We start from the raw sequence: 14,473 nt of genomic DNA, 5'->3' as shown, positions 1-14,473 counted from the left end.
GGGGACCGCCGCACCGGGATCCCGCCCACAGCCACCCCGCGCGGGCCGGGGCCATCCGGCACTTTCTCTCCACACCCAACACTCACAGCATCCGTTGCCTCCTACCGGATGCTGTACTTCACAAACCCCGAAATGACCCCTACACGCCTCCTTTTCGGGGTTTGTCCCCTCTCCCCTTCCGGTAGCACAGCAACTGTGCCCAGCAGAAAGTTCCCCCGATGACCACCAATGAAATCCTCACCACAGGACAGCGTGATGCCGCCGTCCTGACCGGCGCCCCCGCCGACATCACCAGCACCTCGAACGCCTCCAACAACGACACCCCACAGCCAATCACCCCGGAACACCGCAAGGTTCTGGCCGGTTCGATGGTGGGCACCACCATCGAGTGGTTCGACTTCTTCATCTATGCGCAGGCTGCCGGCCTGATCTTCGCCACCCAGTATTTCAATCCAGCCAGCAACTCCAGTGCCTCCATCGCACAGATCATTGCCTGGGCCTCACTGGGTATCAGCTTCCTGTTCCGTCCCTTCGGTGCTGTCATCGCCGGACACCTCGGTGACCGCTTCGGGCGCAAGCCGGTTCTGGTTCTCACGCTGGTGGGCATGGGTGGTGCGACCGTCGCAATGGGCCTGCTGCCCACCTACGCACAGATCGGTCTCGCTGCTCCTCTGATCCTGGTGCTGCTGCGCATTCTGCAGGGCATCTCCGCCGGCGGCGAATGGGGTGGTGCGGCGCTGATCGCCGTCGAGCACGCCCCCACCAACCGTCGTGGTTTCTTCGGTGCCTTCCCCCAGGTCGGAGTCCCGGCCGGTATGCTGCTGGCCACCCTGTTCATGCTCGTCATGACCACCGTCCTGACCCCCGCACAGTTCGAGGCGTGGGGCTGGCGCATCCCGTTCATCTCCAGTGTGGTCCTCATCGGTGTCGGCTTCTTCATCCGCCGTCTGGTTCATGAGTCCCCGGTCTTCTCCGAGATGGAGGACCTGAAGAAGAAGGCCTCCGCACCCCTGTCCGAGCTCTTCCGCAAGCACCTCAAGACGGTTGTTCTCGCCGCTCTGATCTTCGCGGGTGTCAACGCCGCCGGCTACCTGGCCATCGCCTTCTTCGTCTCCTACGGCACCGGTGTACTGGGGATGGGTCGCCCGATCGTTCTGCTGCTGACCTGCCTGACCGCCGTCGCGTGGATTGTCTCCACCCTCTTCTTCGGCGCTGCATCCGACCGCTGGGGCCGTCGCCGCACCTTCGCCCTGGGTTACCTGGCCATGATCATCTGGGCCCTCCCGACCTGGATGCTCATCGACACCGCGAACCCGCTGTTCTTCGGTATCGCCGTGGTGGTTCTCGGTGTGCTGCTCGGTGTCACCTACGGCCCGCAGCCGGCGCTCTACGCTGAGATGTTCCCCGCTCAGGTCCGACTGTCCGGTGTCTCCATCGGTTACGCCATCGGTTCCATCATCGGCGGCGCCTTCGCCCCGATGATCGCGGAGATGCTCCTGGATTCCACCGGCAACTCACTGTCCATCGGTGTGTACATCGCCGTGATCTCCGCGATCTCCCTGGCAGCAGTGCTCATGGTCCCCCGCACCGGTGTCCAGGGCCGGAACCTGCACCACTGATCCACCCTCCCACCATCCCAACCACCGCGTCCCCTGCACCAGGGGACGCGGTGGTTTTCTTTAAAACTGTGGGCAGGTAGAAAATCTGGTGAGGTGTTCACAGCTAATTTAACGGTTTAACCATGGTCAGTGGTTTAAATTATTGGACGTGACTTTGATGATCTCCCCTCGTGGCAGGACCGCCTATGCGCTCATGACCACCCTTGCGATCGGCAGCATGGCCCTGGTGGCCTGTGGTTCCGACCGCGGAGGCGGTCAGACGTCTAGTGAGGAGCCCCCGAAGGTCGCCACGGCGATGGGTACGAGGACCGCGGAGGCCCCATCAGGGATACCCAGTATCCCCCCAACCGCGAGCATGCGCTACACCGCCGCCCGGGACACCACCCTGACTGCGCGGACGCTCATGGAATACCTGGATGGTAATCAACGGGAGCAGATCACCGGCGAGGGTTTGGACATCAACACCCTCACCCATGCGCAGAAACTCACTGTGTTCAAGGTGCTGGAAACCCTACTCGATGATGAGTCCAACAGCATGATGCGCGCGCTTCTCGAGTACATCGACAGCAACCCCGGGGCCGCACCCCACCTGCTGAGGTTCTCCACCGTCCCGGCCCCCAATGAGCGCTGGCGGCTGGATCTGGACGGCCCCCTGCTGGGCCTCCACGCGATGTTCAGCGAGGAGGGCGATGTCGCCCTCGAATCGGCCCGTTTCAATCTGACCAGTAATGATGTCAGAACAATCATGGCGGCCACCGAAACCGGTGTGCCCCCTCATCACGACACCGCCCACGAGCCCGTCGTCGAACTGCTCGATAGTCTCACCGATTCCCAGCGCGCGGCGCTGACCAGCCAGAATCTGTCCGGGAACGGCGGATTGCGGGGGGCTGCTCTCACCGGGGAACAGAAGGAGAGACTGCTCGCCGTCGCCTCCCAGTGGATCTGTGTGGGGCACGAACCCACGGCCCAGGCAAAGCAGGAGCGGATCGCCGCGACCCTCGACGACACGGTGTTCACCCTCGCCGGGGTCACCGAGGAGCGTGACGACGAGGGACTGCAGCTGCGTATCGACGGGCCCGAGGTCTTCATCGAGTTCCAACAGACCTTCTCGGAGGACGGCACCCCCTCCATCCGATCGATCTTCGAGGACCCCAGCGTAGACTCAGCTACCCAATGAGTCCACCGAGGCCGCAAGGAAGGCCATGATGCCTCCGAGCACGGTGCAGTAGAAGGCGTCGAAACGCCGTGACCGCACCGCCAGCAGACCCATGACCTTCGAATCGCATGACAGGCGGAGAACCGCCAGGTAGATCATGGACACGCCGAGGGTGAAGGTGGCACGCCGCCAGTGCTCGGTGACGGCGAACAACGTCGCCACCGCCACTGCGATGACAAACAAACCCACCAATACCCGCTGCGCGGTCACCGGCAGCCGTGAGGGGGCGAGACCCCGGTCATGGGGATTGGCCAACCGCCCGGAGGGGGTGAGGGGGGTGTCCATCAACAACTCCCCCTTAAAGACCCGCCAGCTTCTCTGCACGCTCGACGACATTGTGGACCAGGAAGGCACGGGTCAGGGGACCGACACCGCCCGGGTTCGGGGAAACAGCACCCGCCACCTCCCACACATCGGGGTGGACATCCCCGAGCAGTTTGCCGTCCTTGCGGGAAACACCGACATCGAGCACGGCTGCACCAGGCTTGACCATGTCGGCAGTGAGCATATGTGGCTGACCGGCGGCGGCCACAATGACATCAGCCGCGCGGGTCTCTGCCGCCAGATCCTTCGTGCCGGTGTGGCACAGGGTGACCGTGGAGTTCTCCGAACGACGGGTGAGCATCAGACCGATAGGACGACCGACGGTGACACCACGTCCGATGACGACCACCTTTGCGCCATTGAGCTCGATGCCGAAACGTCGCAGCAGGCTGATGGATCCATTCGGGGTGCACGGCAGCGGGGCGGGCTCGTTGAGCACCAGCTTGCCCAGGTTCACCGGGTGGAGGCCATCTGCATCCTTGGCCGGGTCGATCCGCTCCAGCACCGCGTTTTCATCGAGGTGTTTCGGCAGCGGTAGCTGCACAATATAACCGGTGCAGGAATCATCCGCATTGAGTTCATCGATCACCGCGAAGAGCTCCTCCTGGGAGATATCGGCAGGCAGATCACGGCGGATCGAGTTGACACCGATCTGCTCGCAGTCACGGTGCTTCATCTTCACATAGGAATGGCTGGCGGGGTCATCACCGACCAGCACGGTCGCCAGACCCGGGACAATGCCCTTTTCCTTCAGCGCTGCGACGCGCTGGGCGAGGTCGGCGAAGATTTCATCGCGGTAGAGGTTTCCGTCAAGTTTGATAGCAGTCACCTTCGCCATTATTCCACGATCTACAATCTTTCCCATGTCTGTCCCACCTCTGCATGTTGTCTTCGACAATCCCGTCATCCCACCCAACACCGGAAATGCCATCCGGATGTGCGCGGGAACAGGTGCACACCTGCACCTGGTTGAGCCCCTCGGTTTCGATCTGACCGAGAAACACCTGCGCAGGGCGGGTCTGGATTACCACGACCTTGCCGACGTGACTGTGCATGCAAACATCGAGGACTGCTTCGGGGCACTTCCGGGACGCATCTTCGCCTTCACCACCCAGGCCACCGGATGGTTCACGGATATCACCTACCAACCGGGTGATGCCCTGTTATTCGGCACCGAGCCCACCGGGTTACCCCACGAACACATCATTCATCCGCGCGTGACGGCAGAGGTCCGGATCCCGATGCTCGAGGGGCGCCGTTCCATGAATCTATCCAACTCCGCAGCAGTGGCCACATATGAGGCCTGGCGACAGCTCGGCTTCCCCGGAGCAATCTAAGTAAATTCTCAGTTTCTGTGGTTTTGTCCAAGAATTGCCCTATTAGATCAGGATATTTTCGTTAAGCATTTCTTCAGCAAAAGCTGAATACCAGCTCCGGAGGAGGTATGCCACCTTCCGCGCAAATACCCACCGACGGGGTGGAACTTCGGGGCATTCCCGCCGGGTATATTGCTCTCGGTATTGCTGCTATATCATCATTCACACAGCACCGACGGAGCCCCGTCGGGACCCGTCATAACCCCGTCTCGCTTCGCCCCTCCCGGTGGGCACGTGGCCCACCCCTCGGACCTCCACACCACCGCATCGCATTCCCCCGCCTCTCTGTCGACATCTCCTTCAGAGAGGCACTCCAGTCATCCCCAGATGTTGTTACTTCCCACGCGAAAGAGGGACGTCCATGAACATCCCCCTGTTCCCACCACCACCCGGCCCCACCTGGACCGGAACCAGCTTCGTCCGCCCAGCCTGCACGGGTTAAGCCCAATGCCGTTAAGTTAGTGGGTGTAGTGTTGTGCTATGCCTCGACATGGACGGACACAACCTGATACTGATCGTCGGTTATCGGATTTAATCTCGGTGGGCCTGCTCACCCGGGTGTTTCCGGCCGATGTCGTGGACGAGGTCGTCGCGCAGGCCGGTCGTACCCAGCAACGATCCCGCATCCTGCCCTCCCGGGTGATGGTGTATTACACCATCACAATGGCTTTGAACCCCGATGGATCCTATGAGGATATCTACGCCGATCTCACCGATGGACTGTCCTGGGCCTGCAGGTGGGAGGAACAGGCAGTACCTGCTCCGTCACGCTCCGCGATTTTCCAGGCCAGGGTCAGGCTGGGACATGAACCGATGGCAGCGTTGTTTGCCCGTGTTGCCCAACCATTGGCCCGGCCGGGGTGGGAGGGGGCCTGGCTGGCGGGCAAACGCCTGTTGGCTGTTGATGGCACCACCTTGGATGTCCCGGATACGCCAGCCAATGTCGAGCATTTCGGGCGTCCCGGCACCGGACGTGGTCAGGCCGGGTACCCGCAGGCCCGTGTCGTGGCGATCGCGGAATGTGGATCACACGCGATCCTGGACGCGGTCATCGGCGGGCTGGGCACCGGGGAAACGACCCTGGCTGATGAACTGATCGACCGGCTGGATCCAGGCTCAGTACTGGTCGCTGATCGGGGGTTTTATAGTTTCCACCGGTGGGCTACCGCCCAGGACCGTGGTGCGGATCTGGTGTGGCGGATCCGGAACAATGTGAAACCACACCATGTGCGAACCCTGGAGGATGGAACATGGTTGGCCACGATTACCCCGAGCAGTGGGCCGGGGTGGCGGCAGGTTGCCCCAAGGATGGTGCGGGTGGTGGACTACCACATCGATACCGGTGACGATGAGGCTGGCATTGTCGACCAGCAGCATCGGTTGTTGACCACCTTGTTGGATCCTGATGAGGTGTCGGTGGAGGATCTGATCGCGGCGTATCACGCCCGGTGGGAGATCGAGAACACTTTCGATGAGTTGAAAACCCATCAGCGTGGACGAGAAAGGGTGTTGCGGTCAAAGTCCCCGGAGTTGGTGCGTCAGGAGATCTGGGGGCATCTGTGCTGCCACTACGCGATCAGGACACTGATGGCTGATGCGGCCACTGCCAGTGAGCACCCTCCGGTGCGGGTGTCATTTGTTAAGGCCTTGAAGCTTACCCGTCGTTCGGTGATCCAGGGCTCTTTTCCCCCCCTGACGACCCGCACACCGCCCGAAGTTTATGGGATCAGGCAGCGTCTTGGCTGGCCAGGTACCTCAACCCACCGCGACGAAGGCGGAAGAATCCGCGGGTGATTAAACGAAAGATGTCGAAATAGCCGGTGAAACGATCCCATCATTGTGGTCGGCCACTCGGCCCAGTGGTCACCGTCATCACACCACTAACTTAACGGTATTGGGGTTAAGCGCGGTCGCACGGGTGTTGATCCTGCTGTTCCATGCCTCCGGCGGGGCGGTGCTCCCCGGCGGATTTGTCGGTTTCGATCTCTTTTTTGTGATTTCCGGTTTCGTCATGACGGAACAGTTTTTCCGGATCGCCCTCCGGGAGGTGAGCATCCCGGGAAAGGTGCTCCTGGGAGAGATTCTGGCCCACCGCGCCCGCGCACTTCTCCCCCTGACCACGTTCATGTTGCTCATGCTCACGGTGACAGTGTTGCTGATCTATCCCTCCACACAGTGGGAGAATTTCGGCATTGCGATCGTCGCCTCCGCATTCTTCATCACCAACTGGCTGTTCGCGGGACTTTTCCCGGCTTTTCCCTCCGAGGTCGCCGTCCTGCCTGTGGGCCTCGACAATCCCTTCCAGCACTACTGGGCCATCGCGGTGGACTTCCAGTTCTTCATTCTCTGGACCATCATCCTCATGATGATGGTCTTCCTCGCCCGTCCCCACTCCAGCCGGAGTTCGGGGCGCAGCAGGTGGCGGGTAAACCCGGTTGCTTTGCGACGCAACATAGCCTGGGCGGCCATCATCCTGACCGGGGCGTCACTGATCTGGACTGTCCTGTTCGCCACCGGGGACCAGGGTCCGACCTTCTTCCACACCTCCACCCGGATATGGGAACTGGGGCTCGGAGCCATCCTGGCGGTGTTCGCCACCCCGCTCAGCCGACTCCCGCAAATTACGGGACACCTTGCCTCCGCCATTGGCCTGCTGGGCATTCTGGGGGCGGCGGCCCTCTTCGACAGCTCCATGCAGTACCCCGGGTACCTCGCACTGATTCCCACACTCGGCGCAGCCGCCATGATCATCGGAACACTGGTCAATCCGGGGCTGGGAATGGGCAGGGCCCTGGACAGCACCCCGGTGCGGTGGTTCGGTGAACATTCCCTCGCGATCTATCTGTGGCACTGGCCGGTATTGGTCACCGGTGCCCACCTCCTCGGGACCACTCCCACCGTGGGGCAGGGCATGCTGCTGGTTGCCGCATCAGTCCTGCCGGCATGGCTCAGCCACCGCTTCATCGCCCGGAAGGTACTGCGGTGGCCTGCGGTCAACCGCACCACTGCCAACGCCCTGAGCATGGGTGTCCTGTTGTTGTCCATGCCTATCCTGGCGGGACTGCTGTTGCTCATCATCGCCAGGTTCTGACCACCCCGCGGTCACAGCGTGAGGAAGTACCGGTGGTGGATCTCCTTGAGCTGCCCGGTGAGCTCGGGCACCGGCCCCTCCACGTGCACATCCGGGGCGACCCGGTTGATGGGGAGTTTCGCCACCGGGGTGGGTTTCGCACCCCACTCCCGGTACCACTGCCCCACCTCAGCACCGGATGTCACATAGATGATCCGGCCCAGCCCCACCCAGGCATGGGCCGCGGCGCACATCGGGCAGTGCTCGGTGGAGGTGTACACCACCGAGATGGCACGCTGGTCCGCCGTGAGATTCGTCGCCGCCCACCGGGCGATCTCGAACTCCGGATGCCGGGTATCGTCACCGTTACCGTCGCGGTTGTGATCCTCGAACAACACCTGACCGGTATCGGCAACCAGTACGGACCCGTAGGGGCTATTGCCCTTATCCAGTGCAATCGCGGCGAGGGCCACACTGCGGTTCAGGTAGAACATGTCGGTCTCGGTGAACATCGTCGTGCTCCTTCACGGTGCCGGTTCCTGGTATTCCCCAGGGGCCCAGTCTAGAGGAGTTGTTTTTCGTGGATGCTCAGATCAGCAGGCGGCAGCGCCGGCGCCAGCGGCATCCCCGGACTCGCCGGGATCTTCGGATTCGACGGAACACACCTCACCGGCCTGCATCACCAGCTGGTTACGCCCCTGGGCGTAGTCCTCGTAGGCGGCCTCATCCTCGACCTCGATTTTGCCATCGACATAGTTGAAGATCTCCTCCCGCAGCTCGGTGGTGGTGGCCTCTCCGGGAGGTGCATAGTGGCTGAATTGGACGATGGCCTGGTCATCAGCATCATTGCGGTCGACGAACGGGGCTGATCCCATCTGAACCGGCCGGGGATCCGTAACCAGGTCACCGTCCTGGAAGAAGACGACAAAACCACTGGTGTCCTCCTCCCCCTCGGGCTGGGTGGTGCCGGTCAGTCCCAGCCAACTGATGTGGTCACAGGCGTCATAGTGGTTGTCGGTGACCTCGAAACGGAAGGGTTCATCACCCGTGGTCGGGATCTCGCCGGCGTCGAGATATTTCGCGAACGCGGTGTCCTGCGGGGTCTGATCATTACACGGGGAGGGGTTCTCATTCGGCGGGGAGGAACACGCCACCAGTCCGGCCGTGGTCAGCGCCACCGCGCCGACGATCCCCAGGGTCCTGCCCACACCTGCTGCGAAAAACTTTTCCATGTTCTACATCATGCCCTCTACCCCGCCTGGAGTGGTATCCGCGGGGTGAAGGAGGCGTCGAGAAGCATCCGCTCAGACGCCGAGCCGCCTGACCAGCGCCGGGAGCCCCTCCGCGGCCGTCGCCCGCCACGAATACGTGGCGATCCGTGACAGATCGGTCTCCTTCGGCGTGATCTCGAGAATCGGCACCCCACGCTGGTGCGCCAGAACCGGCAACGACGCCGCCGGATAGACAATCCCAGACGTACCCACAATCACCACCAGATCAGCCTCCCGCATACGACGCTCCGCAACCGCCCACTCCTCCTGTGGCAACGCCTCACCGAACCAGACCACCCCGGGGCGCACCGGATTCCCACACAACGAACACGTCGGAGGAGCAAGCCGCTCCACCGGCTCCCGCGGATAATCCCCGTCATCCCGCCATGGTTTGGAACAAATCGAACACCGGAACTCGAAGAGACTGCCATGCAGATGGGTGACCTCCGTGGAACCAGCCCGCTCATGGAGATTATCGATATTCTGCGTGGTCACATGAACCGCATCCACCAGGTGACTACCCTCCCAGTACGCTATGGTCTCATGCCCCGCATTGGGCCGCGCCTTCATCGCCTGCCCGGCACGCCACCGGTACCACGCCCACATCGGTTCCGGATCCCTCGCCCACGCATCGATGCTCGCCATCGCCTGCGGATCAACCTTCGACCACACCCCGGTCTCCGGGTCACGATAGGTCTCCAACCCTGAATCAGCACTCATCCCGGCGCCGGTGAACACCTCAATATTGCGGGCCCCACGCGCCACGGCCACTGCCTGCATGATCGAATGCTCGTCCATGCCACCCAGGGTAGCGCTACGGCTGCACCCCCGCCGGGCCAAAGCGAACAGCCGGGCGGACACACTTAGCCGGGAGCTGTAAATCCCACGCCCACCACAGGGTCTAAAGTGTGAAAGACAGTACCAACCGATAACAATTTCGAAGGCAGGGATGCACCAATGGTCATGGGCCCCACCCATGCGATGAGCGGTGCCGCGGTCGGCCTGGCCGTGGCCCAGATCCTCCCGGAACAATGGGGCGGCGTCACCACCGCAGAGGAGACATTCATCTACGCCGGACTCGCCGCCGGAGCCGCCCTGCTCCCCGATCTGGACGCCCCCTCCGCCACGGTCTCCCGTTCCTTCGGGCCGGTGACACAGGTGATCTCCCGTTTCACGGAGAACATCGCGCAGACCTTCGTCAATGTCACCCGGGGCCGCAAGGACAAACCCTGCAAAAACGGCCACCGTACCGCCACCCACACCATCTGGGCTGCGCTGGCGGCGGGTGTCGGAGCCACTGCCCTGATCGGTGCCTTCGGTAAAACAGCGGTGATCGGCCTGCTGTTCTTCCTCCTCGGTCTCGGCATCAGGGGGCTGCTGCCGGAATGGTCAAAGAAGACAGACTGGTTGATCGTCACGGGACTGTCCGCCGCCCTCGCCTACGCAGTGTGGAGTTATGTACCTGAGGAATCCTTCGGTGTGTTCCTCGGATCGGCGATCACGGTCGGGTGCCTCACCCACATGCTGGGCGATCTTGCCACAAAACAGGGCATCCCCGCCTTCGCACCACTGCTTCCCCTGAAGGGACGACGCTGGTGGAACCTGAAGCTCCCGAAATTCCTCAGCATCCGCGCCAACGGACCAGCCGACAGAATCCTGCTCGCCGGTTTCACCATCGCCGTGATCGCCCAGATCGGCCTGGTGGCCTCGGGCAACATGCGTGACGTGATGGTAGATCTTCTGCCCTTCGAGGTGGTGGCCCAGGACCCGGGGCAGGACTTGGGGCAGGACTACTTGGGGCAGGACCTCGGGCTGGGCCTGTCGCCGTGACCGACCCTGAGTTCTGCTGATCTGCACTAACCCAGAGATCCTGTTCCCAGAGACCGCGCGACTTAACCCAGAGACCGCGACTGCTTTCTGGGGACAGGATCTCTGGGTTATGGGGAGTTGGAGGTGGCGAGGCCCTGCCCACGGCCCCGCCTACACCTGCACGGTGATCAGGGGCAGTTGGGTGACTGCGAGGGGGAAGCGCTGTCCGGTGTCCTCGACCACGGCTTCGACGATGCCGGCGAAGGGTTCCCTGGCGATGATGATCCGCGAGCCGGGGACCACGTCGTGTTCGGCGAGGTAGCGCAGCAGCTCGGGGTCGATGTCCTGGACGCGGGTGATGGTGACCGTGGTGCCGGGTACGGCCGTGGCGAGGGTGGTGTGGCCGAGGTCGTCGATAAGCCCCTCGGCGGTGGGGATGGGATCGCCGTGGGGGTCGCGGCGTGGGTGGCCGAGGTGGGCGTCGATGCGTGCGATGAGCCGGTCGGAGGCGGCATGTTCCAGCAGGTCGGCGTCCTCATGGACCTCATCCCAGGTGTAGCCCAGCACGTCGTGGAGGAATGTCTCGAGCAGACGGTGACGGCGCACCATCTCCAGCGCGAGTGCCCGGCCGGTGGCGGTGAGGGTGACACCGGAGTAGCGCTCATGATGCACCAGGTCGCGGGTGGCCAGGCGTTTGATCGCCTCGGATGCTGTGGGGGTTTTCTGTTCGAGGATCTCCGCGATCTCACCGAGGGTGGCGGGTTGACCGCCGTTGCGATCGGTGATGTCCCAAATCGTCTTCAGATAGTCCTGGGTCTTGTCGGGAAGATCTGAGATGTGCATGTCGCTAATCGTAGCCCACTGCCCCGGGGCGGTTTTCCCGCTCAACCACCGGTTCATCCAGCACGGGTTCGTCAACGACGGGGCCGGTCAGCTCGGGGAGGGACCTGCGTCGCAGGACGGTGAGCAGCTCCATGCCGTCGGTGTAGGTGAGGTCACTGCCCTGCATGGACACCGGACCGGGCACCAGGTTGAGCTTCACCGTGCTCAGGTCCAGCAGTTTCTGGATGGGGCCGCGCTGGAGGGTGAGTTCCTGGATGTGGCTGACATCGATGAGCGCCATGCGGTGGTAGAACCGGCCGGAGTGGACGATGACTGCTCGCGGGGCTGCATCCCCACCACCGTGGCCGGACTCCCCCACGAGCGTGACACCCTGTTGTTTCCTGTCCACGGGGGAAACCCACCTGGCCTGCGGTGGGCTGGTGTAGGTGGGGTGGGTGATGCCTGCGGGATCGGCGTAGGTCTTGAGATCGCCGCCATCCAGGGGGCCGACCACCTCGACGAGACGGAGCGCCAGATCCTTCGACCCCACGGGAAGCAGGCGCGTGGTGCCGCCCTGTTTGGTCTCCACACCGTAGCCTGCGACCGAGACCGACACCGTCCACCAGCCGAACAGGCGCCACAGCAGCGGCTGGGTCATGGACACCCCGTGGATGCGGCTGAGGGGGATCGACTGGCGGCGTCGATCGGCAAGCCCGTAGGACACATTGAGGATATCGCCCGCGAGATCAGCCTGAAATTTCCAGGATTTGTCGATGAGGTTCCACACCGAGGGAACCAGCCCCACGACCACGGGCACCAAAGCCGTGAATCCGAGGGGGGTGACCGCGACGATCAACAGCGCCAGCACCGTGATGACGGTGTTCAGGGACACCGCGGTGCTGCCCAGGGTGCGCATGATGGGGATGGAGGGCACCACCTGTTGCCCGGTGGCAACCGGTGTCCCCCTATCCCGGGACGGGTCGATCCCCGCCGACCCGACCCCCTCCTGCGTCGGCTCCGGATCAGCACGCCGGGCGTGGGTGGCGTCGATGAGCTGCCGGCGCAGGTCCTCGGCCTCGGCGCGTCTGAGGAAGGCGATCTCGATGGCTGAGTTGTTGCCACCGGCGGTCTCGACGCGGACGGCAGCCACGCGGAAGATGCGGGCGATCACTGATTCAACGAGGTCAACGGCCTGGATGCGGTCATAGCGGGCGGTGCGCAGCTGAGTGTTGAGCACGCCACGGCGGTGCTGGACCTCCTCGTCGGTGAGGCGGAAGCCGGTGGCTTTCCACCAGATCAGGGACAGCAGCCAGATCAGCACGCAGGCCAGCACGAATCCCCCGATGGAGGCCAGCAGGGGCCAGATGACCACGTCGTTGTCCTCGCTCAGCGCAGTCCAGATCGTCTGCAGGGAGGACAGATTGAGGTTGAGGACCAGGCCGGCGAGCACGGCGAGGATGAGTGTCCAGAAGCGCAGCAGCGGGGTGAGGGGGTGGACCCGGCGGAAACCGCCGGTGGTGTCAGCAGGGTTGTCAGCAGGGTTGTCAGCCGTGTTCACAGTCCGCTCATCCTCTCCCGCGCCTTGATGGCCAGACGGTCGCGCAAGGCATCGGCGACATCGGCGGGCAGGCCCTTCACCGAGGAGTCGGTGGTGGCGGAGGCGGTGTTGAGTTTGACCGTCTTCATGCCCAGGGCTCGTTCAATGGGGCCGGCGGTGACATCGACGAACTGGATGCGTCCGTAGGGAATCACGGTGTAGGTGTGCCAGAGTTTGCCGCGGGTGAGCAGGAGTTCATCCTCGGTCTCCAACCAGCCCAGCCTTCTGACCTGCTGGGGGATCAGCCACGCCTGCCAGATCAGCGTCACCACGGCCACGGCGGTGCCGATGTAGAACCACGGTGACACCCAGAAACCGGCCGCTGCGAAGCCAAGGGCGATCAGCACCCACCACGGCAGGCTGCTGATGTACCGGGCCGTGGTCAGTTTCGGCGAGACGGGGTTCATGCCCTCGTGGGGCTCAGGTGTGGTGTGCTTCATGTCCCCCATTGTGCCCGCAGGTCCCCACCCCGGCGACACCGGGGCAGGACCCGGGATCAGGCCTGCAGATCCGCCGGTAGGAGGCGTTTGGGGACGATGGAGGCGTCGACAAGCCCGCGGCGCACGAGGCGGATGTAGACAGGTTCGCGTTCCCACGCTGAGCGGACGGTGTGGAACCCGCGGGCAACGCGGGTCCACAGCTGGCGCAGGCCGAACAGCGCCCGGGGGTGCATCATCACCGTCAGGTCGCGCTGGAACCACACGGTTTCATGCGGGCGGACGAAGAAGGAGAAGTACATGTCCTCATGCACGAAGGTGTTGGCCAGGTCGATGTCATCCCGGACCTCCTCCCACCAGGTGCTGCTCAGTGAGCAGTTCGAGCCGAAGATCGGGTAGTGCCCGAGTGCCTGCTTCGAGGCCCAGCGGTAGGCACCCAGGTAGAGGTCGGCGCTCCACCGCCCCAGGCGCCCCGGGAGCTGGAAGGATCCGACACCGGTCAGTGCCACCACGGTCCGGGTGGGGTCCTGTTCCGCCTGGTCCCAGATGCGGTGGATGCGGTCGAGGTAGTCGACAGGCAGGGTGCAGTCGGCGTCGATGCGCACGATCACGTCGCCGGTGGCGGCGTTGTACCCGGCAGCGCTCGCCCAGGTGATGCCCCGGCGCGGTTCGCGGATGACGGTCGCGCCGCCGGTTTCGGCCACCCGGACGGAGTCATCGGTGCTGCCGTTGTCGACCACGATGATCTCATCCGGTGTGACGGTCTGGGCGTTGATCGAGGCGAGGCAGTCGCGGAGCAGTTCCGCGTCGTTGAGGCAGGGGATAACGACGGTGAGTGTGCGGCGTGGGGAGGGCATTGTGACCCGGGCTTTCTACGCAGTGTGTCTACACATGGAAGGTGGGCGCGGCGGGAGTGCCCGCGCGGTTTATTT

15 protein-coding genes are annotated in these 14,473 nt (G+C 63.5%); 6 read left to right on the top strand and 9 right to left on the bottom strand.

The annotated features are described in order from the left end of the window. Window positions 1-218 precede the first annotated feature (218 nt). Both CE_RS03450 and CE_RS03445 read left to right on the top strand, forming a co-directional pair. Window positions 219-1,619 carry an MFS transporter gene (locus CE_RS03450; RefSeq protein ID WP_006769659.1) on the top strand — a complete coding sequence of 467 codons (1,401 nt, stop codon included), beginning with the start codon at window positions 219-221 and terminating at the stop codon, window positions 1,617-1,619. Window positions 1,620-1,776: 157 nt separating this feature from the next. Continuing rightward, the gene (locus CE_RS03445) at window positions 1,777-2,796 is read left to right on the top strand and encodes a DUF3500 domain-containing protein (protein ID WP_231844067.1); all 1,020 of its coding nucleotides are present in this window, start codon (window positions 1,777-1,779) and stop codon (window positions 2,794-2,796) included. Here CE_RS03445 and CE_RS03440 read toward each other — a convergent pair. Together CE_RS03440 and CE_RS03435 are read right to left on the bottom strand one after the other, a co-directional pair. Beyond that, window positions 2,782-3,120 carry a DUF3017 domain-containing protein gene (locus tag CE_RS03440; protein WP_006769662.1) on the bottom strand — a complete coding sequence of 113 codons (339 nt, stop codon included), beginning with the start codon at window positions 3,118-3,120 and terminating at the stop codon, window positions 2,782-2,784. The two genes, CE_RS03445 and CE_RS03440, sit on opposite strands and share 15 nt — an antisense overlap. A 13-nt stretch (window positions 3,121-3,133) precedes the next feature. Continuing rightward, complete coding sequence (locus tag CE_RS03435; RefSeq protein WP_035109791.1) at window positions 3,134-3,988, bottom strand: bifunctional methylenetetrahydrofolate dehydrogenase/methenyltetrahydrofolate cyclohydrolase; 855 nt, start codon at window positions 3,986-3,988, stop codon at window positions 3,134-3,136. Between the two features lie 34 nt (window positions 3,989-4,022). On the opposite strand from CE_RS03435, the gene CE_RS03430 reads away from it, so the two are divergent. The 3 genes from CE_RS03430 (at window position 4,023) to CE_RS03420 (ending at window position 7,626) form a co-directional block, all read left to right on the top strand. After that, window positions 4,023-4,496 carry a tRNA (cytidine(34)-2'-O)-methyltransferase gene (locus CE_RS03430; RefSeq protein WP_035109715.1) on the top strand — a complete coding sequence of 158 codons (474 nt, stop codon included), beginning with the start codon at window positions 4,023-4,025 and terminating at the stop codon, window positions 4,494-4,496. Between the two features lie 519 nt (window positions 4,497-5,015). Further along, entirely contained in the window at window positions 5,016-6,329 is a 1,314-nt protein-coding gene (locus tag CE_RS03425; RefSeq protein WP_011075089.1) for an IS4-like element ISCef4 family transposase, read from the top strand. 100 nt (window positions 6,330-6,429) lie between these two features. Next, complete coding sequence (locus CE_RS03420) at window positions 6,430-7,626, top strand: acyltransferase family protein (protein WP_162096711.1); 1,197 nt, start codon at window positions 6,430-6,432, stop codon at window positions 7,624-7,626. Window positions 7,627-7,637: 11 nt separating this feature from the next. Here the strand turns inward: CE_RS03420 and CE_RS03415 are convergent, their stop codons facing one another. The 3 genes from CE_RS03415 to CE_RS03405 form a co-directional block, all read right to left on the bottom strand. Beyond that, on the bottom strand, window positions 7,638-8,117 hold the full coding sequence (locus CE_RS03415; RefSeq protein WP_006769666.1) for a nucleoside deaminase: 480 nt from the start codon (window positions 8,115-8,117) through the stop codon (window positions 7,638-7,640). 81 nt (window positions 8,118-8,198) lie between these two features. Continuing rightward, window positions 8,199-8,837, bottom strand: coding sequence for an LppP/LprE family lipoprotein (locus CE_RS03410; RefSeq protein WP_006769667.1), 639 nt, complete (start codon window positions 8,835-8,837; stop codon window positions 8,199-8,201). A 72-nt stretch (window positions 8,838-8,909) separates the two neighbouring features. Further along, window positions 8,910-9,674, bottom strand: coding sequence for an NAD-dependent deacylase (locus tag CE_RS03405; RefSeq protein WP_006769668.1), 765 nt, complete (start codon window positions 9,672-9,674; stop codon window positions 8,910-8,912). Between the two features lie 159 nt (window positions 9,675-9,833). Between CE_RS03405 and CE_RS03400 the strand changes: the two genes are divergently transcribed. Continuing rightward, window positions 9,834-10,706, top strand: a complete 873-nt coding sequence (locus CE_RS03400) for a metal-dependent hydrolase (protein WP_006769669.1) — start codon at window positions 9,834-9,836, stop codon at window positions 10,704-10,706. A gap of 150 nt (window positions 10,707-10,856) precedes the next feature. On the opposite strand, the gene CE_RS03395 is transcribed toward CE_RS03400, so the two are convergent. From CE_RS03395 to CE_RS03380, 4 genes are all read right to left on the bottom strand, one after another. Beyond that, complete coding sequence (locus CE_RS03395) at window positions 10,857-11,528, bottom strand: metal-dependent transcriptional regulator (protein WP_035109718.1); 672 nt, start codon at window positions 11,526-11,528, stop codon at window positions 10,857-10,859. Between the two features lie 4 nt (window positions 11,529-11,532). Beyond that, window positions 11,533-13,065, bottom strand: a complete 1,533-nt coding sequence (locus CE_RS03390) for a PH domain-containing protein (protein WP_006769671.1) — start codon at window positions 13,063-13,065, stop codon at window positions 11,533-11,535. Further along, window positions 13,062-13,511: a PH domain-containing protein gene (locus CE_RS03385; RefSeq protein WP_081447252.1), complete on the bottom strand. Its 450-nt coding sequence runs from the start codon at window positions 13,509-13,511 to the stop codon at window positions 13,062-13,064. Before CE_RS03385 ends, CE_RS03390 begins: the two co-directional genes overlap by 4 nt. Window positions 13,512-13,600: 89 nt before the next feature. Beyond that, window positions 13,601-14,398: a glycosyltransferase family 2 protein gene (locus CE_RS03380; RefSeq protein WP_006769673.1), complete on the bottom strand. Its 798-nt coding sequence runs from the start codon at window positions 14,396-14,398 to the stop codon at window positions 13,601-13,603. Between the last annotated feature and the right edge of the window lie 75 nt (window positions 14,399-14,473).

This window comes from Corynebacterium efficiens YS-314 (assembly GCF_000011305.1).
Taxonomy (GTDB): domain Bacteria; phylum Actinomycetota; class Actinomycetes; order Mycobacteriales; family Mycobacteriaceae; genus Corynebacterium; species Corynebacterium efficiens.
The sequence above is the reverse complement of the archived record's forward strand: the minus strand, read 5'-3'. Positions and strand labels throughout refer to the sequence as shown.

Bases quoted from the DNA above. Each gene is read 5' to 3' on its own strand.
- CE_RS03450 (WP_006769659.1), top strand. From the start codon at position 219: ATGACCACCAATGAAATCCTCACCACAGGACAGCGTGATGCCGCCGTC.
- CE_RS03445 (WP_231844067.1), top strand. From the start codon at position 1,777: ATGATCTCCCCTCGTGGCAGGACCGCCTATGCGCTCATGACCACCCTT.
- CE_RS03440 (WP_006769662.1), bottom strand. From the start codon at position 3,120: ATGGACACCCCCCTCACCCCCTCCGGGCGGTTGGCCAATCCCCATGAC.
- CE_RS03430 (WP_035109715.1), top strand. From the start codon at position 4,023: ATGTCTGTCCCACCTCTGCATGTTGTCTTCGACAATCCCGTCATCCCA.
- CE_RS03425 (WP_011075089.1), top strand. From the start codon at position 5,016: ATGCCTCGACATGGACGGACACAACCTGATACTGATCGTCGGTTATCG.
- CE_RS03415 (WP_006769666.1), bottom strand. From the start codon at position 8,117: ATGTTCACCGAGACCGACATGTTCTACCTGAACCGCAGTGTGGCCCTC.
- CE_RS03410 (WP_006769667.1), bottom strand. From the start codon at position 8,837: ATGGAAAAGTTTTTCGCAGCAGGTGTGGGCAGGACCCTGGGGATCGTC.
- CE_RS03405 (WP_006769668.1), bottom strand. From the start codon at position 9,674: ATGGACGAGCATTCGATCATGCAGGCAGTGGCCGTGGCGCGTGGGGCC.
- CE_RS03400 (WP_006769669.1), top strand. From the start codon at position 9,834: ATGGTCATGGGCCCCACCCATGCGATGAGCGGTGCCGCGGTCGGCCTG.
- CE_RS03395 (WP_035109718.1), bottom strand. From the start codon at position 11,528: ATGCACATCTCAGATCTTCCCGACAAGACCCAGGACTATCTGAAGACG.
- CE_RS03385 (WP_081447252.1), bottom strand. From the start codon at position 13,511: ATGAACCCCGTCTCGCCGAAACTGACCACGGCCCGGTACATCAGCAGC.
- CE_RS03380 (WP_006769673.1), bottom strand. From the start codon at position 14,398: ATGCCCTCCCCACGCCGCACACTCACCGTCGTTATCCCCTGCCTCAAC.